Source organism: Paenibacillus sp. FSL R7-0198 (assembly GCF_038000415.1).
Taxonomy (GTDB): Bacteria; Bacillota; Bacilli; order Paenibacillales; family Paenibacillaceae; genus Paenibacillus.
In genome coordinates, this window is record NZ_JBBOCB010000001.1 from 188981 (window position 1) to 213539 (window position 24559).

At 42.9% G+C, this 24559-nt stretch carries 26 protein-coding genes; 15 read left to right on the top strand and 11 right to left on the bottom strand.

Annotation, left to right across the window (positions count from 1 at the left end):
* Nucleotides 1-15: 15 nt before the first annotated feature.
* Nucleotides 16-1167 (bottom strand): glycosyltransferase family 61 protein, encoded by a 1152-nt coding sequence (locus MKY87_RS00730; RefSeq protein ID WP_340962511.1) that lies wholly within the window; start codon nt 1165-1167, stop codon nt 16-18.
* A 173-nt stretch (nt 1168-1340) separates the two neighbouring features.
* Here MKY87_RS00730 and MKY87_RS00735 point away from each other — a divergent pair, with 173 nt between their 5' ends.
* Genes MKY87_RS00735 through MKY87_RS00745 form a run of 3 tightly spaced genes read left to right on the top strand, consistent with a single transcriptional unit; the run spans nt 1341 to nt 3771 of the window.
* A complete protein-coding gene (locus MKY87_RS00735; RefSeq protein WP_340962512.1) occupies nt 1341-2105 on the top strand; it encodes a helix-turn-helix domain-containing protein in 765 nt (254 codons plus the stop codon).
* 12 nt (nt 2106-2117) lie between these two features.
* Nucleotides 2118-2762, top strand: coding sequence for a GNAT family N-acetyltransferase (locus MKY87_RS00740; RefSeq protein ID WP_340962513.1), 645 nt, complete (start codon nt 2118-2120; stop codon nt 2760-2762).
* Nucleotides 2755-3771 (top strand): alpha/beta hydrolase family protein, encoded by a 1017-nt coding sequence (locus MKY87_RS00745; RefSeq protein WP_340962515.1) that lies wholly within the window; start codon nt 2755-2757, stop codon nt 3769-3771. The genes MKY87_RS00740 and MKY87_RS00745 overlap by 8 nt, the downstream gene beginning before the upstream one ends.
* Before the next feature lie 117 nt (nt 3772-3888).
* Here MKY87_RS00745 and MKY87_RS00750 read toward each other — a convergent pair whose 3' ends face one another.
* Nucleotides 3889-5241 (bottom strand): MATE family efflux transporter, encoded by a 1353-nt coding sequence (locus MKY87_RS00750; RefSeq protein WP_338586817.1) that lies wholly within the window; start codon nt 5239-5241, stop codon nt 3889-3891.
* Between the two features lie 136 nt (nt 5242-5377).
* On the opposite strand from MKY87_RS00750, the gene MKY87_RS00755 reads away from it, so the two are divergent.
* Nucleotides 5378-6058: a TetR/AcrR family transcriptional regulator C-terminal domain-containing protein gene (locus tag MKY87_RS00755; RefSeq protein WP_340962517.1), complete on the top strand. Its 681-nt coding sequence runs from the start codon at nt 5378-5380 to the stop codon at nt 6056-6058.
* A gap of 127 nt (nt 6059-6185) precedes the next feature.
* Here the strand turns inward: MKY87_RS00755 and csaA are convergent, their stop codons facing one another.
* A complete protein-coding gene (gene csaA, locus MKY87_RS00760; RefSeq protein WP_074095173.1) occupies nt 6186-6518 on the bottom strand; it encodes a chaperone CsaA in 333 nt (110 codons plus the stop codon).
* 22 nt (nt 6519-6540) lie between these two features.
* Nucleotides 6541-7473, bottom strand: a complete 933-nt coding sequence (locus MKY87_RS00765; RefSeq protein ID WP_339783817.1) for a DMT family transporter — start codon at nt 7471-7473, stop codon at nt 6541-6543.
* Nucleotides 7474-7627: 154 nt separating this feature from the next.
* On the opposite strand from MKY87_RS00765, the gene MKY87_RS00770 reads away from it, so the two are divergent.
* The gene (locus MKY87_RS00770; RefSeq protein ID WP_339783816.1) at nt 7628-8515 is read left to right on the top strand and encodes an AraC family transcriptional regulator; all 888 of its coding nucleotides are present in this window, start codon (nt 7628-7630) and stop codon (nt 8513-8515) included.
* 3 nt (nt 8516-8518) lie between these two features.
* On the opposite strand, the gene MKY87_RS00775 is transcribed toward MKY87_RS00770, so the two are convergent.
* Complete coding sequence (locus MKY87_RS00775) at nt 8519-9409, bottom strand: LysR family transcriptional regulator (protein ID WP_338586823.1); 891 nt, start codon at nt 9407-9409, stop codon at nt 8519-8521.
* A 157-nt stretch (nt 9410-9566) separates the two neighbouring features.
* Here MKY87_RS00775 and MKY87_RS00780 point away from each other — a divergent pair, with 157 nt between their 5' ends.
* A complete protein-coding gene (locus MKY87_RS00780) occupies nt 9567-9917 on the top strand; it encodes an SDR family NAD(P)-dependent oxidoreductase (RefSeq protein ID WP_339783815.1) in 351 nt (116 codons plus the stop codon).
* On the top strand, nt 9907-11085 hold the full coding sequence (locus MKY87_RS00785; RefSeq protein ID WP_339783814.1) for an MFS transporter: 1179 nt from the start codon (nt 9907-9909) through the stop codon (nt 11083-11085). The genes MKY87_RS00780 and MKY87_RS00785 overlap by 11 nt, the downstream gene beginning before the upstream one ends.
* Nucleotides 11086-11114: 29 nt before the next feature.
* On the opposite strand, the gene MKY87_RS00790 is transcribed toward MKY87_RS00785, so the two are convergent.
* Together MKY87_RS00790 and MKY87_RS00795 are read right to left on the bottom strand one after the other, a co-directional pair.
* Nucleotides 11115-11516: a VOC family protein gene (locus tag MKY87_RS00790; RefSeq protein WP_339783813.1), complete on the bottom strand. Its 402-nt coding sequence runs from the start codon at nt 11514-11516 to the stop codon at nt 11115-11117.
* Nucleotides 11517-11716: 200 nt separating this feature from the next.
* Nucleotides 11717-12376: a helix-turn-helix transcriptional regulator gene (locus MKY87_RS00795; protein WP_340962519.1), complete on the bottom strand. Its 660-nt coding sequence runs from the start codon at nt 12374-12376 to the stop codon at nt 11717-11719.
* Nucleotides 12377-12542: 166 nt separating this feature from the next.
* Here MKY87_RS00795 and MKY87_RS00800 point away from each other — a divergent pair, with 166 nt between their 5' ends.
* The 7 genes from MKY87_RS00800 (at nt 12543) to MKY87_RS00825 (ending at nt 19141) form a co-directional block, all read left to right on the top strand.
* Nucleotides 12543-13901 (top strand): MFS transporter, encoded by a 1359-nt coding sequence (locus MKY87_RS00800; protein ID WP_338586829.1) that lies wholly within the window; start codon nt 12543-12545, stop codon nt 13899-13901.
* A gap of 12 nt (nt 13902-13913) precedes the next feature.
* On the top strand, nt 13914-14261 hold the full coding sequence (locus tag MKY87_RS30700) for a winged helix-turn-helix transcriptional regulator (RefSeq protein ID WP_445669404.1): 348 nt from the start codon (nt 13914-13916) through the stop codon (nt 14259-14261).
* A complete protein-coding gene (locus tag MKY87_RS00805) occupies nt 14251-14610 on the top strand; it encodes a HesB/IscA family protein (RefSeq protein ID WP_200868521.1) in 360 nt (119 codons plus the stop codon). Before MKY87_RS30700 ends, MKY87_RS00805 begins: the two co-directional genes overlap by 11 nt.
* Before the next feature lie 21 nt (nt 14611-14631).
* Nucleotides 14632-14919: a Fe-S cluster assembly protein HesB gene (locus MKY87_RS00810; protein ID WP_339783810.1), complete on the top strand. Its 288-nt coding sequence runs from the start codon at nt 14632-14634 to the stop codon at nt 14917-14919.
* 120 nt (nt 14920-15039) lie between these two features.
* Nucleotides 15040-16479 (top strand): MFS transporter, encoded by a 1440-nt coding sequence (locus tag MKY87_RS00815; protein WP_340962521.1) that lies wholly within the window; start codon nt 15040-15042, stop codon nt 16477-16479.
* Between the two features lie 70 nt (nt 16480-16549).
* Nucleotides 16550-17773: a macrolide family glycosyltransferase gene (locus MKY87_RS00820; RefSeq protein ID WP_340962522.1), complete on the top strand. Its 1224-nt coding sequence runs from the start codon at nt 16550-16552 to the stop codon at nt 17771-17773.
* A gap of 138 nt (nt 17774-17911) precedes the next feature.
* The gene (locus MKY87_RS00825) at nt 17912-19141 is read left to right on the top strand and encodes a multidrug effflux MFS transporter (protein WP_047843067.1); all 1230 of its coding nucleotides are present in this window, start codon (nt 17912-17914) and stop codon (nt 19139-19141) included.
* 95 nt (nt 19142-19236) lie between these two features.
* Here MKY87_RS00825 and MKY87_RS00830 read toward each other — a convergent pair whose 3' ends face one another.
* Nucleotides 19237-20205, bottom strand: coding sequence for a helix-turn-helix transcriptional regulator (locus tag MKY87_RS00830; RefSeq protein ID WP_340962523.1), 969 nt, complete (start codon nt 20203-20205; stop codon nt 19237-19239).
* Between the two features lie 107 nt (nt 20206-20312).
* On the opposite strand from MKY87_RS00830, the gene MKY87_RS00835 reads away from it, so the two are divergent.
* Entirely contained in the window at nt 20313-20792 is a 480-nt protein-coding gene (locus tag MKY87_RS00835) for a GyrI-like domain-containing protein (RefSeq protein WP_339783805.1), read from the top strand.
* Between the two features lie 97 nt (nt 20793-20889).
* On the opposite strand, the gene MKY87_RS00840 is transcribed toward MKY87_RS00835, so the two are convergent.
* From MKY87_RS00840 to MKY87_RS00850, 3 genes are read right to left on the bottom strand one after another with little or no spacing between them, the layout of a single operon-like run.
* Complete coding sequence (locus MKY87_RS00840; protein ID WP_339783804.1) at nt 20890-22011, bottom strand: Ger(x)C family spore germination protein; 1122 nt, start codon at nt 22009-22011, stop codon at nt 20890-20892.
* The gene (locus MKY87_RS00845; RefSeq protein ID WP_338586840.1) at nt 22008-23096 is read right to left on the bottom strand and encodes a GerAB/ArcD/ProY family transporter; all 1089 of its coding nucleotides are present in this window, start codon (nt 23094-23096) and stop codon (nt 22008-22010) included. Before MKY87_RS00845 ends, MKY87_RS00840 begins: the two co-directional genes overlap by 4 nt.
* Nucleotides 23089-24552, bottom strand: coding sequence for a spore germination protein (locus tag MKY87_RS00850; protein WP_338586841.1), 1464 nt, complete (start codon nt 24550-24552; stop codon nt 23089-23091). Before MKY87_RS00850 ends, MKY87_RS00845 begins: the two co-directional genes overlap by 8 nt.
* Nucleotides 24553-24559: the final 7 nt, after the last annotated feature.

Genomic DNA, 24559 nt, shown 5'->3' on the forward strand with positions numbered 1-24559 from the left:
CTTTGTTGTAGAAACTTAGCTATGTTCAGTTAGTCCAGCTAAACGAAGCGTCTGTTCCAGCCGATCCAGATCCACGTAGAAGTCCTCCAATCCCGGAAAACGCTCCTGTTTTGTCCCGTCTTCTTGCCCATACATCATGTAATAATCAAGTTGGTTATGGTTACTGATCATCCAGTAAGTAGGTACAACATGCCTGATATGAAAAATTTCGACAACACGGGTTCCCTTAGTACAAAAAGCAAGATTGGCCAGTCCGGCTCCATGGGGTGAAACGATTGCTTTTGCGGAAGCAAAGAGCTGGACTTGTTGGGATATGGTCCAATCCTCCAGGCAAACAGGAATAAATCCGTAGGCCTCTAAACGGCGAATGACTTCATCTTCATTAGCTATTCGTCGGGCAAGGGCTTTGCTCCGAGATATGAAAATGCGAACGGGGCAATGGAGTGTTGTGTCGCGTCCGGGTAACATAAATGTCCGAAGAGCAGCTGTAGTCCAAGGCGGATAGTGAGAATTCATCATTAGAGAAGGCACGACCAATTGATCGGCCTGAATTTCCAGATCATCTCTAGTTCGAATCACGGCCGAATCCGAGACGCCAAACAAAGATAACGTTTCTTTTACAAAAGATCCATGAGGATTCGGATTCATGACGAGGGATTCAAAAGAAATATTTAACATCCGAAGCATGCCCAATCGCGGTAGAACATCATATAACCAATGAAAATAATTATGACTTCCGCAAAAAGTTAAAACGGCAGCAGTCCCCTGGATACGTCGATGTTCTTGAGATATCTCGCGATGCAAAGCGGGGTGTTCTTCCAATGTCATCATTCTATTTTGTTGTGCATCGTATTCGGGGGAAAGGTCGAAGATCAGTTTTCCGTCGGATGCCAGGATAGCGCCTGATGTTCCCCAAACGTGCCCATTCGATATATATGCAATATACCCACCTTGGGGATGCAGGGTATAGGGCATCAAATAACGGTGAATCTCCGTTTCAAGGGTTTTGGGGAGCATGAATTCAGCGGCTCCGCCAAAATCAAAAGGGGCAAGTTTTTCTTCGCCGCCGGGAGAAACGGAAGTCATCCATTCCATAATGTCTCTATAAAAACCGTACTTATTTGGATTGGCGTCTGTCGATTTAACATTTCTGCATATTTCATTCATTGATCGTCCCTCCATGATCCCTGTTAGTTGATCAAGAAGTCGCGGAAAACGCGGCCTTTTGTCGTCAAGAGCAGAGCTAGAATACAACGTGAACTTTAAAATAAAGACTTGACCTTAGGTCAGACCTAAGGTTTATGCTAGTAATATGAAAAACAGCAAAGGTGGTGAATTGGTTGAGTGATGAAATTACGATTAGCGAGCTGGCAAAGCTGATGAAAGTCTCTGTACATCAAATTCGATACTTCGAAGAAAAAGGGGTGTTGAACCCTGCTTATATAGCAGAAAACCAATACAGGATGTATGGGGTAGATGAAATTTACCGTCTATCTCATATACTGTTGCTTCGCAAAATGGGACTGTCTGTTCAAATGATCAAGGAATGTTTGAGTAATCTGACATCCGATCAAATTACAGCATTATTTCGCCAAGCGTTGGCAGACACGGAAGCAGCTATAACTCAGCTTCAGCACACAAAGCACCTTATCAGCAAGTTGTTGCATGAGAAAAAGCATATCCCACTTGAGGATCAAGTGACTTATTATATTGTTACTCGTGAGGAGATTCACTTATCCCTGTGGTTTCATATGGAAGCGCAAGGGTACTTGCAAGCAAGGAAACTGACCCAACATAAAGAAAACATTCCCAATTTATTTGAAGTCGACATCCATTATGCGTACGATGAGACGGAAACCGTAGGAATTTATACACAAAAGGAGGGAGCGAACGATTTGGTTTTGCCTAGAGGAAAATACCTTTCTCGTCATGTATATGTACAAATTGAAGCTGAACTCAAAGAACATATCAACGAATTCTATGCTTATGCAGAACACCAGGGCTATCCGTATCACGGTCCACTTATTATGGTAGAGAAATCTTATTTATCTTTATTCACACCAGAAAAGCTTCATTATGAGCTATTGTTACAACTGAACGAGTAGGGGAGGCACACAGTGACAACTTCCATTCAGATAGAACCCGTTTGTCCACAGTTTCATCAAGCTGTTGCTGAACTCATGGCTTATGGTTTTGGACACAAATTTCAAAAGATCACTTCATTGTCCACTTATGATCTGGCTTACGTATTTGAACAGTTGCTCAATCATCCGCCCATGGAACAAAGCACTCTTCGAGTCATAGCTCGTGAAAATGAGGAGATTGTTGGCACCATGTGCTTGAAATGGAAGGAAGCAGATAACAGAGCAGTAATAACAAGCGTTCGTGCCAATTCTCATTGGTGGGGCCAGTGCAATAGGATTGGTAACTGGAATCTGCTTCAGTTAATCACTGGTCTACATCTGCTGAAGCACACTCCTAAATTAGGCGAATGTTATGTGGAAGATCTGGTTGTACATCCACAACACCAAGGCAAGGGAATTGGTACACAGTTACTTCAATGGGCACAGAAATATATGTTGCAATCCAAATCAATGTCATTTCTTAGCTTGCATGTGGCAAGTCAGAATCATCAAGCGATACAGTTATATGAACGCTATCAATTTCGCAAGCAGTATAGTACGAATAGCTTTCTTACCGGCCTGCTCTTAGGCGAAAAGCAATGGCATTACATGATTTACAAAGGAGATACTTATGTTTAAATGGAAAAAACGATACATCTCATTTATTGTGGCAATTTTATTGATGGTTGGTGCAGGACTGTACATAGTCGATCAAAATCATTTTGACATGGTGGAACAATCCATTGAAATTCAATCTCCACAGGGCAAGTTAACAGGTACACTGACAGTACCCAAACACCATTCAGGCAAGCTAGGTTTAGTACTGTTTATTCACGGTGACGGTCCAATAGACTCTACTCATGGTGAGGGATACAAACCGTTGTGGGAGAGACTGGCATCAATCGGGTATGCATCCTTGTCGCTAGATAAACGGGGAATCGGGGGTTCAGAGGGAAACTGGCTAGATCAAAGCATGGATGATCGTGTTGTGGAGGCACAGCAAGCTATTGCATGGGCGAAAGAACAATCCATCATTGATGATTCCAAAATAGGCGTATGGGGTGCCAGCCAAGCAGGCTGGGTCATTCCTAAGCTTGCTGGCAAAGAACAACTTGCCTTCAGTATCTTGGTATCACCCGCGATAAACTGGTTGGAACAGGGAGAATACAACACACGCAGCCAAATGGCTAAGGATGGTCATTCCACCGAGGAGATTCAAAATCAGGTCGATTATGAAAACCAGATTAAAGAGATTTTAAAGAATCAGGGTACTTATGAAGAGTACACCAAGATTGCTCGAGAGGATGATCTGATTTCCAAAGAACGCTGGAACTTCATAAGAAAAAATTATACTTCTGATGCCACGGCGGATTTGCATCATTTCAAAACCCCGGTACTACTTCTGCTTGGAGAAGATGATGTGAATGTGGACATTGTTGATACAGAGCAAGCATACCGTAAAGGAATTCAGCCTTCTTCCTTGCTTCATGTGAAAATCTTCTCTAATACAGAACATTCGATGTTACCAACCTCTATTGCAGGCTCGGAATGGAAACAATCACTACGATTTCTGTTTGCTCCGAGAAGTATTACAGTGGAAGGGTATATGGATGAAATAGAACATATGTTGACCAAGCTCTCCTTATAACAGTTACAGTTATAGTTTCCAAGTATCGTTAGATAAATAATTGTCATTTGGAGATGAAAGAGCAGGGTCAGGGAGCGGGAGCGCCCTTATCCTGCCTTCTTGCGTGTTATATGTTATCTACTGTGCTAAATGTTCCAGATCCGGCTGCAATTTGGTCCGCAAAACATATAACATGATGGCCCCAACTAGGAACGCCACGGCATCCGCAATAACGAGCGACCAGATCACTCCATGAAAGCCGTTCATTTGATTAGCAATATACAATACAGGAATTAGTGTAATTCCTTGAATAATGGACATAACAAACGCGGCGGTTCCTTGGGCTGTTGCTTGGAAGATCCCCATAAACAAAGAAGTCATTCCTGTAATGAACAAGGATAAAAAGGTTACATGAAGAATGTAGCTACCCATTTCAATTAATTGCGGGTCAGTCGTAAATAAACCAATCAAGTGGTCGGAAATCAGATAGACGACAACCCCAAACAGGATGGCTAACCCCAAAATAGATTTGATCGTGAATCCAATCGTTTGTTTCATGCGTAATTTGTTCGCTGTGAATGAGAAGGCAATCAACGGCACAACTCCCTCGCACAAACCCATCAGAATAAACTCAGGAAATTGCAATAAACGTGATGAGATTCCATACCCAGCAACGGCCTGATCCCCATATTCAACAAGAAAGAGGTTAAGAATAAGCGACATTGCACCCAAGAAAACACTCATCACAAAGACGGGAACACCGATTTTGAACACATTGCTCAGGATGTCCTTCGTCACCTTGAACCATTTCAGGGAGACGGTTAAGAATTGACTCTTATAACTCATATGGAATGCGTAAAATGCACTCGCAACCAAGTTGGAGATGACGGTAGCAGATGCAACGCCAATCACGCCCCAATGGAAGACAAAAATGAATAGTGCATCGAGGATAATATTTATAACAACACTGAGAATCATACCGGTCATAGAAGTCATTGCTGAACCTTCTGAGCGCACGATATTCTCCAGGGTGAAGAATAAGATGACGAAGGGTGAACCCATAAGCATAATCGTGACATACTCTTTCGTAAATCCGAAGGACTCTGGCGTTGCCCCCAGCCCATGAACGATTGGTTCAATCAGCGGGAGCCCAACGGCCATCACGATAATTCCGAGAACTAAACTACTGTAAAAGGCGAATGAAGATACATGCTTCAGATCATCGACTTTTTTCTCTCCCAGCAAACGAGAGATGAATGTACCGCTGCCTATACCAATTAAATTACCAAGGGCCATGATGACCGCGAATAAAGGTAAAGTTAATGCGAGTGCGGTTAACATTGCCGTATTACCCAGTGTGCCAAGGAAATAGGCATTCAAGATGGAGTAAATAACACTCATTGACGTGCCTAGCATCATCGGGACAGCAAAGTGAGCTACGGCTTTGGCGATTGGTGCTTTTTCAAAGTAATGGAGGTTTTCTGCATCCATGTGGATCACTACTTTCTTCGTTAATATTGATCTAATCTAACACTGTTAGATTGAACCTTACAGTGTTAGATGTTATCATGAACTTATGAACCTGTAAAGTATAAACTTACACTGTTAGATAAAAGGGCGGATACCGATGAAAAAACAACAGCCTCAGATTTCGGAAGATAAGATTTTGGAAACTTCGTGGGAGCTTTTGGCGGAAGAGGGCATCGAGAAATTCAGCATGAGACGATTGGCAGACAAACTGGGGATTCAGGCTCCATCTCTATACTGGTACTTCAAGAGCAAGCAGACACTCTACCAGCGTCTGGCCAACCAGATATCGAAAATTATTCTGGACGAGTTTCACACTGAAGGGGACTGGAAGGAGCAGATGGAGGGGCTTGCGTTGACGGTAAGGAGTGTGCTCAGTAGATACCCGTGCTCCACACAGCTCATGATGATGACGCTGCCCCATGAACCGGACATGATCCGCTTCACCAACCGCATGTTGCTCTGCATGGAATCAACACCACTAGAGCAAGAGCAGAAATTACAGGCCGTTCTCACGCTTGTGAACTATGTATTCTATTTCGTTCTGGACGATTATCAGCATCAGCGTAATATTTCTGCTGTTCTTAAGGACCAGGAAGCACTTCGGGGTGAAGAGATGATCCACCTTCTGGATTCTATGAGTGAGAAGGAAGCTGGACTTTTCAGCAGGATGTATAAGAATGGTCTGTTTGAGGTGATGGGAACCGACGGAGCTTTCGAGTTTGGCTTGAAGCTTATTTTGCTCGGGATCGAACAAGTGATAAAGGAACATGAGAAGTAGAAAAGTAGAACGCCGCGATCTGAGTAGATTAAACTCAACCATGTAGGAGAAATATTAGTTCTATATAGAACTAATGTTTTAAAACAAGAAACCCACCGAGTATAAAACTCCAGTGGGTTTCTTCTTATCATCCGATCGAAGTACCATTTGGTAGCTCGAAATCAGGTTTCAACAAAACAACATCTCCCTGTTCGGGCAGCCCGCCAAGCACCAACACTTCTGAATTGAATCCGGCTATACGACGGGGAGGGAAATTAACTACACCTATAATCTGCCTTCCGATAATAGATTCGGATGAATACCTTTTCGTGATTTGTGCACTGGATGTTTTTAATCCAATTTCTGGTCCAAAATCAATTTCAAGTTTGATAGCAGGGATTTTAGCTTTTGCAAAAAAATCAGCTTTGGTGACCGTGCCGACACGCAGATCTAATTTTAAGAAATCATCAAAAGTTGCCATTTTAAATTCACTCCTTTCATTATTATCCTAGTTTCCTGAATCGATTTAAGCGCAGGAACTTGGGCAGTTGGATATCGTGGGATTTCAGCGCAAAGTACATCAGCATGCCTGACAACGTAATTAATCCGCCTATGAATTGAAAAGGAGAGATGGTTTCTCCCAACAATAGATAAGCAAGCATAATGGCCAAAACGGGTTCACCGATAATACCTACAGAAACTGTTGTTGCACCAATGGATTTGAGCAGCAGATTGAAAATGTACTGACCAAAAATAGTGGGTATGATCGCAAGTAGGAGGAAATACAGCCAATCGGATGATTCGTAATGGGTCAAGGAAAAGTTATTCAATAAACTGTAGACCAGCAGGACACTTCCGCCAATAATAAAGACAACAACACTGTATATATTCGCGTCGATTTTCCGACTCACTTTCTGTCCAACCAGCATATATGTCGACACCAGTATGGTTCCTACCAGGGACAGACCATCTCCAATCAGAGCCTCTCTTGATACGCCTATATCACCCCAGGCGATAATCACCGAACCGAACAGGGCGGTAATCAAACATAGAATGGTACGTATACTCGCTCTTTCCTTAAACATAAAGTATGACCCGATCATCACAAACAAAGGTTGCAGCGCCAGAATGACCATGGAACTAGCCACGGAGGTATACACCAGCGATTCCATCCAAAATAAGAAATATAAACCAAGAAGCAGGCCAGCCAGAAAAACTGTGATCCAATCCCTTGAATCCATTTTTAATAAGTGGATCGTTTTCCAGGGGATAAAAGGAAGCATAATAATGGCTGATATATAAAGCCTGTACATACCGGCTATGGCGGTGGGAGTATCCGAAGATTTGATCATGATTGAAGAGACGGATACCGACAAAATGGCGATAAAAAGCAATACATACGGATGAAAAAGCAGCGATGATTTATTTTCTTTCACATATAAGCCTCCAAAGTTCTTATCCGGTCGTCTGTGCACAGGCTATTGTGATAAGTTAAAGATTTGATATGATAATATCATTATTTTTGTGAATTTCGTGCAGTTAAATCACTGTATAATATAGATATATCGTCAAAGAAAGGAACGTCATAGAATGGTGAAGCAACTTTATGAGGATATTTTGTATTCCGATCTTTCGTTTCCCTATATCATGTACACACATACACGTCATACAAGCATCCCCGAAGGCAGAGGGTTCAACGATTTGCATTGGCACGAAGATCTACAGATCACTTTAGTCACAAAAGGCAAACTGGTTATTCAAATTAACGGAATTGATCTTACATTGGAAACGGGTCAGGCGATCCTGATCAACAAGAGAATTCTTCATATCACAACAGAGCTGACACATGATGGTGAATATGTTAGTTTCAATTTTCCCGAAAAGCTATTAGCCTTTCATGTAGACAGTGCAATGGAAAAAAATTATGTACTTCCTTATACGAATTCTTCTTTGGTGTCGCTCGTGATTAGAAGAGAGTTGGAGTGGGAAAAGCAGATATTGGATATGCTCTGGGAAATGAGAGAGACGTTTAATACACGGAAAAACTGGGGATGGGAATATGAAATCTCAATTAAAACGGTACAACTATGGTTTGTATTGATATCCAACATTTTGATCCCTTCCGAGGAAACCCCAAGAAGCGAGAAGCGTCAGCAGGAAAGACTTCAGTTAATGCTCAGTTTTATCCATCAAAATTATGCTCATCCGGTTACGCTTCGTGAGATTGCTGATGTCGCGCATTTGAGCATTTCAGAGTGCACCAGATGTTTTAAGAAAACGGCTCATATGACGCCATACGAGTATCTAATCAAATACCGGATTAAGAAGAGTAAAGATCTCTTAGTATCGACGAATGATACAATAACCGAGATCGCTCAGAAAGTGGGCTTTAATCACGTTAATCACTTTATCCAGTCTTTTAAAAAACACGAAGAAAGAACACCAAAAGAGTTTCGGTGCTCTCCATACCCTGTATAAATGCTAAACAAATTTAGCCTGAATTTCTTTTAAAAACAAATCCGCAGCAGTCGAAAAGACCTGATGTTTTTTCCAAACGATATTTAACCCAGATTCAAGTCTTGGCTCTAGCGGTCTAAAACAAAGGTTGCTTTCACTAGACGTATTCACTATTTTATCAAGTATTAATGCATAACCAATGCCTTCTTCAACCATAATGGCAGCATTATATGCAAGATTGTATGTAGTAACGACGTTTAATTTGTCAAAATCTTCACCAAACCAGTCTGCAAACTCATTTTTTGAAAACGTCTGCTTCATTGACTGTCGTGAACAGATCAGTGGAACATGTAATAAGTCTGTAGATCGAATCGTATCTTTGGAGGCGAGTGGACTTTCTTTTCTCATAACCACTCCCCAAACATCTTTGTCGGAGAAATTGATATAGTTATATTTGGAGACATCCGCTGGCTGGATTAGAATACCGAAGTCAAGGAGTCCCTTGTCCAGCCGCTCAGTTACATCATCTTCGTTACCGCTGAATAGGTGATAGCGTATATTGGGATATTTATTCTGCACTTCTTTTGCCACTCTTGCAATCTGTTTCATGGCTTCCGTTTCTCCACCGCCTATATAAATATCTCCACTTATGGTTTCTTCCATGGATTGAAATTCTGCCTCTAATTTATCAACCATACCCACAATTTCTTCAGCCCTATTTCTTAAAAGCATACCTTCATCTGTGAGAATAATACTGTAACTACTGCGAATAAATAATTTCTTTCCCAACTCTTGTTCAAGGTCTTTCAATTGTCTGGACAAGGTGGGCTGCGTAACATGCAAGAAATCAGCAGCACGTGTAATGCTTCCTTCTCTGGCGACCGTAAGAAAATAACGCAATACTCTAATCTCCATCGTAACTCCTCCTTTATCCTTTATATTCTACAATAAACCTTACAGAAATGCCTTTCAAGCATAACTTGTTATAAGATATGAGTATTTGCTATGTGGTGTATAAACGCTAAACTAAAAAGCAAGGCAACTGGAGAAGAAATTGAAAGGAATGAATGATATGGATAAGACAACAGTATGGTTTATCACTGGCGCTGGTCGAGGTATGGACACAACTATTGCTAAGGCTGCTTTCAATGCTGGACACAAGGTGGTTGCTACCGGCCGGAATCCTGATGCGGTGGTTCGTGCGATCGGTGAGTCCGAGAATGTAATGGTTGTCCCATTAGATGTTTGCGAGCCTGCTGATGCACATGCCGCAGTTAAGGCGGCAATTGACGAGGCCCAACCGCCGCAACGCTTCATTGCAGGAGCCGACGCGATAGACATTGCAGAACAGAAAATTGCCAACCTTCAGACAGAGATCAATGCTTACCGGGATCTCTCTAAATCCATGGCATATGACAACTAAACGAAATCACCTGCTTGTCTTCATACTGACCTTTGGTGTATTCAGTATTTTAAATACGGAGATGGGCGTAATCGGAATCTTGCCTTTGATTGCAGAACATTACGAGGTCAGTATCTCAACCGCTGGTTTGATCGTGAGTCTTTTTGCGCTTGCGGTTGCTATATCTGGCCCCATTTTACCCTTATTATTTTCGGGCATGAACCGGAAGCATGTCATGTTGTTTGTACTTGGCATTTTTATTGTGGGCAGCCTGGTTTCCGCTATCACATCAAACTTTACGGTATTGGTCATTGCACGTGTCGTTCCGGCTTTTTTCCATCCGGTCTATTGCTCATTGGCATTTACGGTCGCAGCGGCGTCAGTCCCCAAGGAAGTAGCGCCGAAGGCAGTGGCTAAAGTATTTGTAGGCGTGTCGGCAGGCATGGTACTTGGAGTACCCCTCTCGAGTTTGATTGCCACCAGCACATCGTTGTTCTATGCGATGTTGTTCTTTGCCGCCGTAACGATCGTCGCATTTGTAGCAACACTTCTTTTTGTGCCCTCAATGCCAGTTACGAAAAGAATCTCTATGGGTACTCATCTGTATGTATTGAGAAGATCCGTGATGTGGCTATCCATTGCTGGCGTGATTTTCATGAACGGAGCTGTATTTGGGGTCTATAGTTACCTTGCGGAGTTTCTGAAAACCGTGACAAGATATGACTGGAACACCGTCAGTGTGCTGTTATTTCTATATGGCTTGGCCAACATGGTTGGGAACATGATAGCAGGAAAACTGCTCGCTAATTTCCCTTTAAGAACGATCAAGATGTATCCCATTGCATTAATAACGGTATACATCTTGTTGTTCACCTTCGGACAATTCAGTGTGCCAACAGCCTTCCTTATTTTCATTTGGGGGATCATAGGAGGCATAGGGGGCAATATCACTCAATATTGGGTGGTATCGGCAGCACCAGAGGCACCCGAACTGTCGAATGGGATCTTTCTAACTTCTTCCAACCTGGGAACAACACTTGGTGCTAGTGTATGTGGACTAATCGTAACTGGAATAAGTACACAATATATTATAGTTGGAGGAATCGTATTCCTTATCTTTAGTATCGTAACGAATTACTTTAGAATCTCCATGACTGGCCGATTGGAGAGTTCCAAAGTTGAAGGATAAGAGGCGGACGTAGTGATAGGCGTTATACATTAGCGTTTCGGTATTTTGCTCTCATCCATATACAACAGATTCCAGCGGTGACCGTCCAGGTCGGCAAATCCCGCGCCGTACATCCAGCCGTCTATTTCACCTGGCTTGCCAAAGATGGTTCCTCCAGCTAACTCGACTTTTTCAATGAAAGCATCAACTTCTTCTCTGCTGTCAGCACCAATGGAAAATATCACTTCTGCGCTATGGGAAGTATCTGCGGTTTTGGCACCTGTAAATTTCTCAAACGTTGCATCCGGAAACAGTAGAATCGTCGCTGAGCCTATGACAAGCTGGGCTCTCTCGTTGCCAACATTCTCCCCATGGAATCCAATCTCATTGAAAAAGGTAGTGGATTTCACAACATCTTTCACCGGCAGGTTCATCCAGATTTTTTGTGACATGGTAGTAGCCTCCTAGAGTATATTTTCGACACTCTTACTATACTCTACCTCAATTCAAAATTACATAATCGGGTACATACGATTATGTAAGAGTTAGAAATAACTAATATAATGAAGGATGATTTAGAGAAATCCTAATCGTTCTAATCAGTTCAAAACCCAAACCAAAAGAGCAATCTCCAATGAGGTTGCTCTTTTGGTCATGGCTTATTTTGCCTAACGGTGTATACGCAGTTTCTTCCTCCGGCTAGAATGTATTCTCCCCGTTCAATATGAACATTATCGCCTAGAACCGTTTTGAATAAATGTAACTCATTCTTGCATAACCCGGTACATACCGCGGCCGCTTCACAGATGGGGCAATGCTTCTCAATGAGTAGGAGACTGCCATCATCCTGCTCCTTAACCTCGGCCATATAACCTTCATTCGTACGAATTTCGGCCAATTTCTCCAATCTCTCTCTAACTCCTGATGCATCGCCAAGATGCTGAAGATATTGTTCTTGCATATTTTTATTTCGAACATCCAGCAGCTTGTCCAGCCCTTCATGACCAAAAGCTTCTTTCATTGAATTGATGAGGCTGACGGATAAATCGGAATATCCACTTGGGAAAAAACGATTAGCCGCGGGAGTTAGTATCCATAACTTGGTGGGGCGACCCATGGGACGGGCCTCTTCCACAGTGGTAACCAATCCTTCTTCTTTTAGCGCATTCAGATGTTGACGAATAGCCATTCCGGATAACGAAAACTGAGAGGAGAGAGTGACAACATCCATTCCCCCGCGCTCTTTTAACAAATTAATGATTGCTCTCCGGGTACTGGTCGAGACATCCTTTTTAGTTTGATTTCCGCTCATGGTGCACCTCCTTTTGAAGCAACTGAATCTACATGACTAACTACATTTTAAACAAAAATGTTGACAAAGTCAAAGTCGAACTGTAGCTTAGACATTATAAACAAAAATGTTTACTAAGTATCCGGATACGATGTATACATACCAATTTTCTTGGAGGTCACATTTCATGTCGTCTAATCATCAAAGTATTTTCAGCCCGCGTTATTTTGCATTGTCCATAGGAATTATATTGTCAGTGATGGCCGTTGGATTTGAAGGTCTATCCGTCACCACCATTGCTCCTTCAATTGCTGGAGACTTGAACGGCCTTAGCCTGTTCGGATGGATATTCAGTACGTATCTGCTTGCGCAGATTATCGGGACGCTGGTCGTCGGTCGGATCATTGATAAAAGAGGACCTGCAGCACCGTTCACTTTTGCACTTCTGTTGTTTATCGTAGGGCTGATCGCTGCCGCAACCGCAGGCGATATGTATACCATGATAGGATCACGGGCTCTGCAGGGTTTGGGTGCCGGAGCTATGATGACTTGTGTGTATACGGCTATATCCTTAAGTTACCCGGATGAGTTACGTGCCAAAATTCTTGGAGCCTTTGGTACTGCCTATGTTCTTCCGTCCATGCTTGGTCCATATGTAGCCGGTCTTATCGCAGATCAGTGGTCCTGGCGCTTTGTTTTCTGGGGGATCTTACCCGTGCTGGTGGTTTCAGCGTTGCTCAGTTTACCTGCCTTCAGGAAATTAAAAGTGCAGAAGACGGGAGGGGAGAGCGGATCTTCATCCACTTGGATGGCGTTACTCTTAACGTTAGGTACAGGGATTTTCCTGGTTGGTCTAAGTATGTTACCGAGCATTATGGGATTTGTTTTAGTCGTGATTGGCCTGGTATTGATGTTATTTCCGCTCCGTAAATTGCTTCCGAAGGGAACACTTACGTTGCGAAGAGGTATGCCAGCAATTCTGGCAACACGTGGGTTGTTCTTTGCTGCCTATACCAGCACACAGAATTTCCTGGTATTGGCACTAATCGACGTGAAAGGAATCACACCTTCTCAGGCCGGATTAATTGTCGCGAGTGCTGCATTAAGTTGGTGTATCATTGCGTATCTGCAAGGACGGTGGGATGCGGCAGATCAGGGCCGTGGACGTCATATGAGAATTTTTCTTGGGGTATTGCTGCTTGCGATAGGGATTGCCATCGTATTTTGGGTACCTGTTGTGACCGTTACCATCGCAGTTCTTGGTCAGATCATTGCAGGAGTCGGTATTGGATTGGCACATCCGATTAGCGGTGTTGTTGCATTTTCTCAAACGGGGGAAGAAGGTGTGGGCCAAACCTCAGCCAATCTGCAATTTGCAGATTCTTTTACACCTGGCGTAGTGATTGGCATTGGTGGTTCCATTCTTGTCGTGTGTCAGGCAGGCGGGATGTCACTTCAATCCGGCTTAATTGTAGCCATGGGTTTCCATCTCTTGTTGATCGTCATGAGTATCATTGCCAGCACTCGGATCTCACCACGCGGATGAATAAGAAAGTGGGTGTACAGACCATTGCTCACTGAAGATCCGAATAAACTATTTACGGCTTATCGTATCATCGGAACGAAATGGACGATCCATATTTTATGTGCTCTGTCTCAAGGCCCGAAGAGATTCAGTGAAATATTCGAAAGTATTCCTTCCATTTCCGAAATGATCCTCTCCAGACGTTTAAAGGGTCTTCAACATGATCATTTGGTCAAAAGAACAATACTGACACGCCCTACACAAATTATTTATGAACTTACGCCAAAAGGAGCTGCTCTTGCTGCATTCATACCCTGTCTAATGGACTGGGATACCAAATTTCAAAATGATACCACCGGGAGGAATAAAGATGATCATTGAGGTCAGTGATATAGCATCGGACAAAATCGTTGAGATCTTATCAAGTGCGGATATCCAAAATGCCTTCCTTAGAGTAGGCGTTGATGAAGGGGGATGCAGTGGTTTATCTTATACCCTTATCGTGGATGAACAGCAGGCAGAAGAAGACATTGTGTTAAATAAAAAGCAATTTAAGATATTGGTTCACGCAAACAGTATTCCATATATTGATGGTCTTGAGATTGACTATGAAGAGAGCGGAATGTTAGGTGGATTCACCATGAATAATCCAAATGCCAAAGTTTCGTGTGGATGCGGGGCCAGTTTCAGAATGGCCAATTATCGTGGTGAAGTGAAAAAATGTGATTAATGTAGGAAGGAGTGCAGAGCAATGATCTCATTTGTAGTATCTGAACAAGCAATTGATTCATTTAAGAATGAATGGGAATTGGAAGAGGACCAATATGTAAGGATTTACGCAAAATATGTTGGAGGAGGCTCCGATGCTTTTACAATTGGCATAAATGCGAGTGCTACACCGGTTGATCCCGCATTGGTTCAATCCATTGGAGGATTTCATTTCTTTGTTGAAAAAACAGATGCCTGGATCCTGGAGGATGAACTTCTCCAAATTGACTGTAATGAAGATGGCATATTTTCAAGCAAAATCTCCTATTGAACATGAAATCATAATCTAGAGCACGATTTTACTTTTTAAACATTAAACTTTACAAAGTAAAACACATAAGGTATATTCATGGAGTCAAAAGGTTTATTTTACCATAATATCCATCAATTTATGGAGGTGTGGAAGACAAACAACAATCAGATTGGGATTTTTGATGCTCAGTACAGGGCGCCTACAATTGGGATTATGCTGGTTCTGTCAACCGTCGCTTTCGAAGGACTGGCTATCACAACGATTGCCGCGAAAATGGCACAAAGTTTAGAGGGCATTCATTTATACGGTTGGATCTTCAGCGCATTTTTGTTATCTCAGCTTATTGGAACTTTGGTTATGGGTCAGCAGATTGACAAGCGCGGCGTTTTTACATCCATGCTGATATCTTTTAGTGTTTTTGTGTTAGGAACTGTAGTCTCCGCTGTCTCTTTCGATATGCACATGCTTATTGCCGGAAGAGCCCTTCAAGGTTTTGGAGCGGGGGCCCTGATCACATGTGTTTATACCTGTGTGACGTTACATTATCCAGATACACTTCGTACTCAAATCCTGGCCGCATTCTCTATGGCATTTGTCCTGCCTACCTTAATCGGACCTTATGCAGCAGGCCTTATTGCTTCCTACATCTCGTGGCGATATGTTTTCTGGATTGTTTTACCCTTGATCGGAATAGCGTTGAGTCTCACATTCCGTTCTTTCCGTAATTTGCAGCTTCAGCAAGATCTCACAGGTCCAGCGCGAGCAACCGACTCAAAGATTATGTATGCGATTCTGCTTGCCGTTGGAACGGGGCTATTACTCACAGGACTTGGTATGATTACCGATTGGAAAGGTATCGTACTCACTTTGGGTGGATTAGTCGTCATGATCACACCCATGCGTAAATTGCTGCCTGTGGGCACTTTTTCGGTAAAAAAAGGATTGCCTGCTACTTTGGTTTCGAGAGGGCTATATGTTGCTTGTTATTTTACAACGGAAAGTTTTGTGATCTTGGCACTAACCGAAGTGAAGGGGTTATCAGCTGACCTTGCTGGCCTCATTGTAGCAGCAGGCTCCCTGAGCTGGTCCGCCGCAGCGTGGTTGCAAGCCAAGCTTGATGCACGAGATCAAGGTCGTGCCCGAAAGGGTAGGGTCATGACGGGCATTGGGATTATGATCGTTGGAACTGCACTTGTGATCCTGGCTCTTATTTTGACGGACGGCGGGATTATACTCATCCTTCTCTCACAAATGATTACAGGGTTTGGTGTTGGTTTGGCCAACCCTACAACGGCAGCCATTGCTTTACAACATGCCTTGCCCAGGAAAGAGGGCGAAATGTCCGCGAATCTGCAATTTGTGGATTCCTTCTATATGGGAGTAAGCATTGGCGTTGGTGGCGCTCTGATTGCCTTGTCCGAAACGTTACAGTGGGGCATATCGACAGGTGTTTTGATCGTGTTAACACTGCAATTACTTTGGGTCTTGTTAAGTTTCTTAGCATCACTACGAATTACCAAACTCGTTCATCAAGAACATCATCCAATCAACCAAGTGAAGGATAACATCTCCATGTAACGGATGACGACCGCGTCGCTAAATACATCATGAAGAACGGGGGGACTAATTGCATTGGGAGGTGGGTAAGATGGCACGTGTATTAGTGGTCATTACTCCAGCTGAAGGACATGTGAATCCATCGTTAGGATTAGTTACTCAGTTGATAGACAATGGTGAGGAAGTCATCTATGTGTGCACGGAGGAGTACCGTTCCCGAATTGAACAGACTGGTGCCCAGATCATTACCTATCCGTTTCCACAAGATGCCTTCTCTCATGATCCGGTGTTGAAACCCCAGGAATACAAGCATTCTTATCAGTTCATTTATATGATGGTAAGCGGCATTATTCGGAGGATCATCCCCAATGTGCTGCAAGTGATCGAGGATCAAAAGTTCGATTATATGATCTTTGATTCCCTGATGGGATGGGGAGGGACTATTCTTGCAGAAAAACTGGGAATTCCTGCGGTGTGCTCGATTGCGTCCTTTGCTTTTGTGGAGCCTCTGGGGTCTAGCTCAGTTCTGAATGAGATGGAGACGAAGGAGCTTTATGAGGCTACAATGAAGATTACAACGGAGTTAGCAGAAGAGTTTCAAGTGAGTATTCCAGCCATGGAAGAGATTCCGGCACATACAGGTCAGTTAAAGCTCGTGTACACCAGCCGTTATTTTCAGCCGCAGGCAGAAAAGCTGGATGATCGTTTTATTTTCACGGGTCCTTCGATCATAACACGTCAAGATGCCCCAACCTTCTCGTTTGAGCTGCTTCGTGAACGGTACCCGCAAACCGTGTACATTGCTATGGGTACGATTTTAAATAAAAATTTGGATTTCTATCAGCTTTGCTTTGAAGCATTAGGGGATCTACCCGTGAATGTTGTTTTATCTTCAGGAAAATACACGGATATGGAGCCACTGGCTGATCAAGTACCTCCTAATTTTATCGTGAAGCCATACATTGCCCAGTTGGACATGTTGCAGCATACCGATGTTTTTATTACACATGCTGGAATGAACAGCACAAGTGAGGCGTTATATTACAACGTTCCGATGGTGATGATTCCATTAACATCGGATCAGCCTCTTGTCGCCAATCGGGTACAGGAGCTCGGCGCGGGTATTACTTTAAATAAACATAATCTCAGTGCAACTGATTTGAGAGGGGCATTAACAGAAGTACTACACAATTCACTTTATAAACGGCAGGCTTACCTCATTGGTGAATCTTTAAGGCAGGCTGGCGGTTACAAGCGAGCTGCTGAAATGATTATGAGTCATATGGGTTCAGGCCGGGGAAGTTACACCATTTAATGGTTTTCCATTCAAAGTCGCCTAATAAGCGGCTTTTTTTTGTTTTAATAACCTAAAGACTTGACCTACAGTTAACTCTATGTCTTATACTCCGATTAGGCTTGCAAATTATATAAGGAATTGGAGATTTTATTGATCATGGCGAAGAGCACGAATTGGAATGTTTTTGGACTAGCAATACTACTAGGTTTATTTTCTACATTAGGTCCATTTACGATTGATATGTATTTACCGGCATTTCCGGAGATTGCACAAAATATGAATACAACGGCATCACTTGTACAATTTAGCCTTACTGCTTGTTTATTAGGACTCGGTGTAGGACAACTTGTTATGGGTCCTTTGAGTGACGCTTACGGTAGACGTAGACCATTGTTGATCTGTATGGCAGCCTACATTATTTGTTCATTGGCATGTGCCTTTGCTCCGAATATCGGACTATTGATTTTGTTTCGTTTCACGCAAGGATTTGCCGCTTCGGCTGGAATTGTCATTTCCCGTGCGATAGCTAGAGATCTGTATAGTGGACATGAACTCACTAAATTTTTCTCTTTGCTGTTGCTTGTAGGGAATTTGGGGCCTTTGGCAGCACCGATCGCGGGAAGTGGGGTTCTTTCCTTCACAACCTGGATTGGCGTGTTTATCTGCCTTTCATTCTTGGGGATTTTCTTATTAATCATGACAAAGTGGAGCTTAAAAGAAACACACCCCGTCGAAAGACGTATGGTTCCTGACTTCAAACAGCAATTGGGTAATTACAGAATGCTTCTGCGTGACCGCAAGTTTGTTGGTTACATGCTGGCACAGGGGATCATGACGGCAGGGGTCTTTGCTTATGTGGCCGGAACCCCATTTATTTACCAAAATATATATGGAGTTACACCTACTGTATTTGCTATATTGTTTGCTTCAAACGGCATCAGCTTGATCATCGGATCTCAAATCGTGGGTCGATTGGCCAAACGTATCCCTGAGCAGACGCTGCTATTATCGGGACTATGGCTTGCTATAATAGCAAGTGTGGCTGCTTTGGTCGTAACCCTGGCTCATGGTCCACTTTTCGCGTTGGTGATTCCATTGTTCTTCTTCGTATGCTCGATCGGCATTACGTCTACAGCGGCATTCCCACTTGCCATGGAGAGTCAAGCTAAGATGGCCGGAAGTGCAGCAGCACTGCTCGGAGTCGTTCCTTTTCTTCTGGGTGCACTGGTTGCTCCTCTGGTCGGTATCGCAGGTGAGGACACTGCCGTCCCGTTAGGACTCACTTTATTAATGACTAGTATCATTGCCATTGTTACTTATTTCTTACTCGTTAAAAACGTCCCGCAGCATACACCTAATCATGCCCAGTCTAATGCTGACTTTTAGTATTGAAGGAACAGCTCGCCAAACATTGGCGTAAGACATGAATGAATATGAATATGATTCCATTACAAGTCGCTGCGATAGCGGCTTTTTTTGGTTTAAGGGCAGAATAAACTTATTCTCTCTTGTACGGCATTCAGGACTTCTTCCGGAATTTCCTTAACCTTGATATCTTCACCTAGAAAAAGCAACCAATTGGTCATTTCGGTTAATTCGTCTGAGTTATGAACATTCACAAATGCCTTTAGGAGGGCTGTCGTTTGGTACGGATTCGTATAGGCAATTGAAAATTTTAAAGGATGGTACTTTTTATATTGAGCAATCGCTTTTGGGCCAAGTTCCAGGACAAGGTTGATGACCTCTTCCTGTGTATTTCGTTTTAGTTTTTCTACAATCTTTTTTGTACTCACTCCTTTTTTCGTCGGGTATGCTTCGACATGGATGAGGTTGTCCACTGATACAATTCGTCTTTTTTCTTCCTCCAAGTCAAAACCTTCAATGATCCAATGGCCTTTTTGATGATGAAGGTGCAAGAGAACGATGGGATAGGACTTTGTTTTCTTCTCTTCTTGGACAGTAACTAACAAATAACGTTCTATAAGAAGAATCTGGATGAGTTTTTCCAAGGTAGGGTGGGGCAGGTCTGACAGATCTAACAAGTCTGGATTATGGGGATTGGTCCCTTCAAAAAGCAATATTTGATTCAAATGCACAAGGTCATCTTGCTGATTTTCTGAGATAAGGCCCAATAATTTTTCAGCCAAAGATTGACGACTCTTCAGATAAGGAAGTTGTTGATTTCTTGTCGCCATAAAGGCAATGAATAACGCTTTGATTTCATTATCGGTGAACCGGACAGTAGGCAGGAGGGAGTTGTTCATGACAAAATAACCCCCGTCGCGCCCAACTTCAGCGACAAGTGGCATTCCCATAGCTTCAATTTCTCTGATATCTCGAATGGCTGTTGAACGGGAAATGTTAAATTCTCGCATGATTTCGGAAATGGTAAAGTGGGCACGGTTATTGATATACCGCGTGATGACATTAATGCGTTCAACTTTTTTCATTGGGTCTCCTAAACAGTATCATATTCTGACATGATTTAAGGTTATTATAAACCCATCAAGTGAAAACACAAAAATCAATTGAAAATTGAAAGAGGACGGTGTAAACCATGAGTAATTATCATTTTGAAGAAAAAGACAGCTTTATCGTTTTAGGGATTGGAACAGAGCTTAAGAGTGACTATACAGACTATGCTGGCATCAGCAAGGAGAAGGCGGATTTTTGGTCCACAGTAAAAGAGAATGGAAGCCTGGACACATTAAAGTCTCTGGCTACTAATGACTATATTTTTGCTGTTAACGAAGCCGTGAATAACAAAATGATGCATTATGCTGGTGTCATGACAGAAGAGTCTCTGCCAGAAGCAACAAGAGTAATCCAATTTCCTAAGGGAGCATACCTGGTTGTGAAGGGAGAAGCAGAGACGGCTGATGCGCTCAGTAATATGCTTACTGGCATTGCCTTTGGTCAAGCCCTCCCCGTAGAAAAGGATTATGCTTATGTTGGCGGTCCGAATACAACGGTTGAAATGGGAGAGAAAAACGGTTTGGTATATGGTGAAATGTGGATTCCTGTTGTTAGGAATTAGTACAAAGGGGAGATCTGAAGACTTTTGAGTTGAATATGAAGGACAAAGCTCTCTTCCAAATGGAAGAGAGCTTTCCCAATTGCACGACAGCACGCTATTAATTTAAAACACCACTACCGATTACTTTTACCTTTATTTCCGGGTGAAAACGAACTTGGGCATACTGTTGATTCCAGTCTAAGCTTTTCCACAAGTCCGGGTGATGGGCGATTAAGTGTCTGCCAATACCGAAGGAATCACACCCGCTCTGCTGAAGTGTCTTGATAATTAGTTCTGCGTCCTGAGTCATGTCATCGGATAACTCGCGGTTCAGACGTTCAATCGTTCCCTTTTCCTGAAGATGATTCATTGCATACTCAACAATCGTTACTGGAAGTTCGATATGGAGATTCACATCAATTTGGCTATCATGTGCAACCTTTACCGCGAGTTTACGTTTGATTTTTTTGGTATTCGCTTCGTAAGTGATATAGTTCCGTGGATTAATGGAAGGACCAGGATGAATCTTTTTGACAAATCGCGCTGTTTTATTCCATTTACCACTCATAATAACGTATAGGGGAGCCTGTTCAATATTAAGACTCCCACTGAACCTTTGCCCGTGAAACAGGGCGATTCCTCGCGCATCAATTTCCTCTCCATTCTTAAATAGATAAGGCAACGTAAAGTCCTGTCCCGGATCCAGCATGGGTGGGAGAAGGGTTTCCAGCGTCATTTCAGGAAAAATGCATAATTCCTCCAAACTCTTAATTTTTTTCGTTATAAACTCACCAATCAATATGCTGCCCACTCTTTTTTGATGTAACAAATCGCCGGCCTCTCCATCCACAATCGCAATTTTTACATGTGAGGTCGGGTAATCAGGTTCCCGATATAAGACATCCAAGTAGGGGTAGATATCATTTTGTGCGAGTTTGTTGCCATATAAGATCATCCCATATTTGAAAAACCGGATATCACCCGTCACTTTAGCGCGAATTCTATCCGTGCTTTGTCGGACGGATCTCCCGGTACCTGAGTGGACTTCATTACCGTTGCTCCCTTGTTGACTCTCAGAATCATCGACAATTTCAAGCGTCTGTTTAATTTCACCCTCTGATGTGATGTCGAACGACGAAGCATTAGCCAGTCTTGCATCTTTTAAACTATCCTGATCCCAGCATCCCGTCATCACCATAAGCAGGATCAGCAGGACAAGGATTTTTCCTCGTTTACTCATATCATCTTCTCTTTTCGTTTCATTATATAAGATAGAACCAACAGTAGCAGAGGCAGGATCATGAGGAAAAAGTAAGCCGATCTGTTGGCTATCGTACTAATCAACTCGAGTTTTTCCCGCTGTTGTGGCAGATAGGCAATTACACAAGAAGCAAGAACGACATAGGGCACAGCTTTTTTATGGTGTTTTTGTTTGAAGAGATAACTTATACCATAAGATGCCGTATAGTAGTAACCGCAGATCGCCCCAAAAATAGAAATTAACCAGATAGGGAGGAACAGGAAATCGGCCCGATCCATTGTCCCGAGTGGGATTGAACGGAGCAAATAAATGACAGGTTCAGGCATTAAGTCAAGTTGCTGCGGACTAAAAGCCGTTGAACAAATAAACACGGTAAATGCATACAACATCACTACTACAGCACTTGCCAGAGCAACAGACTTGAGTTTGCCACCGCTGTTACCTTCAACCATGGGAAAAACAACGAGAAAAAACTCAAATCCGAACATAGCCATTAATGTTTCGGTTGATCCACTAATGATTTTGGGCCATCCTGCTTCGGTTAAAGGCAAAAGATATAACAGATTGATTTCCTTGAGTCCATAACTGATCAATACCATCATGGGCAAGATCAAAAAGGAGATGAGTACAAGGACCCTGGCAATGATCCGTAATTTTTGCCTAACCAAATAGATACTGCTGAACAAAAAGAGGGCTAATATAGCCCACCGCGGCGTATCCTGCAGCATCCAACGGTTGATTACACCATAGGCGTTGACCAACACAGAAGTGCCCATTAATAGGAAATATCCAACGTAGGCAATGATCAGCAACTTTCCCATCCATTTACCCGTAATCAGCGTGACAATGTCATAAATGGACGAGTTCGGGAATCTTCGCATCAAAAGCCAGCACAACAATATGACAAGTTGAATCAGGAAACCTCCAAGGAAAACAGAGATCCACCCACCGCCTTTTGACAAAAGATGTATCCGATAAGGGAGAGACAATATATCTACACCGATTTCAAATTTCATGATGAGCAAGAACAATTGTCCCCGAGTGATCGTTGTTTCCTTATTCACGTTTTTTCCAACTCCTAGAGAACTTCTGCTGATTCAGCCGCTGCGGGCGGGCATCATGAGGACGCCCGCGAAGCGCCCAAATGGGAAATCGAATCCATACATCCTTCATGTCAGCTAAGCGGAAAGGGGCCACTGGAGCAAAATAAGGCGATCCGAAGTTTTCCATCTTACATAGGTGAATGGTTAGAATCACCAGACCAAATGCGATGCCGATATATCCAAAAAGCGCTGCTCCGATCATCATTGGAAAGCGGAGAATACGGACTGCCGAACTCATCTCATGGGAAGGCACCAAAAACGAGGAGATAGCAGTTAGGGATACCACAATAATCATTGTATAGGATACAAGCCCCGCACGAACGATAGCATCTCCGATAACCAAACCGCCAACGATGCCGATGGTCTGGCCCACTCGGCTGGGAAGTCGAACCCCGGCTTCTCTTAATACTTCAAAGATCAGTTCAAGCAACATTGCCTCTACAAGTGCAGGAAAGGGGATGTTCTGCAATGATTTCTTGATTGTGTGTGCCAGCTCGATCGGTAAAATGGCGGAGTGAAAAGAGATGGTTGCAATATAAACAGCAGGTAATGTAAAAGCAATGACAAAACTCATCATGCGAATTAACCTTAAAAAAGAACTGACAATCCAGCGACCATGATAATCATCCGGACTTTGATAAAAAGCAAAAAACGTAACTGGAGCAATAAGAGCTGACGGACTTCCTTCGGCAAGTATGGCGACGCGTCCTTCCATCAAGTTGGCAATAACCCGGTCAGGTCTTTCTGTATTGAGCTGCTGGGGAAACAGTGAGAAGGGGTTATCCTCCACAAACTCTTCAATAAAGCCTGGAGCGAGCACCATATCTGAAGATATGGATGTGATTCGCTCTTCTACTTCGTTCACTAACTCCGGATTGGCCAAGTCCTGAAGATATACAACTGCAATTTTGGTATGTGTCTTCTCGCCGACATTAAAATATCGAACGATTAAAGATGGACTGATAATTTGTCTGCGGATCAGATTCAAATTAACCGAAAGCTGCTCTACGAATCCATTGTGCGGACCTCGAATAACACCTTCGTTTTCCGGTTCGGTTGTGCTACGGACATACATTTTCTCGGTAGAAAGAATGTAAAACTCCGGGTACCCATCGATTATGTAAAGACATTTCCCTTGAATAAGTGAGTCTATTCCACGTTGCAGATCCGTATCTTTTCGACTTTCTAATGTGGTGAACGATGGATAGATTTTCGAATGGGCTTGCTCATTTAGTGCGGTTAAGACATGTGTTTGAATGATCTCTTGATCTACAAGTGAATCGATATAGAGAAGCACACTCTGTACGCCATTGAGTAGAAGCAATTGTTGTTTCAAATCGTCCGTATTATAAAGGGACTGTTCTACGTAAGAAATATTCTTTTTTAATTCAGAGAATGCCTGATTGGTTGGGTTCATTGATCCA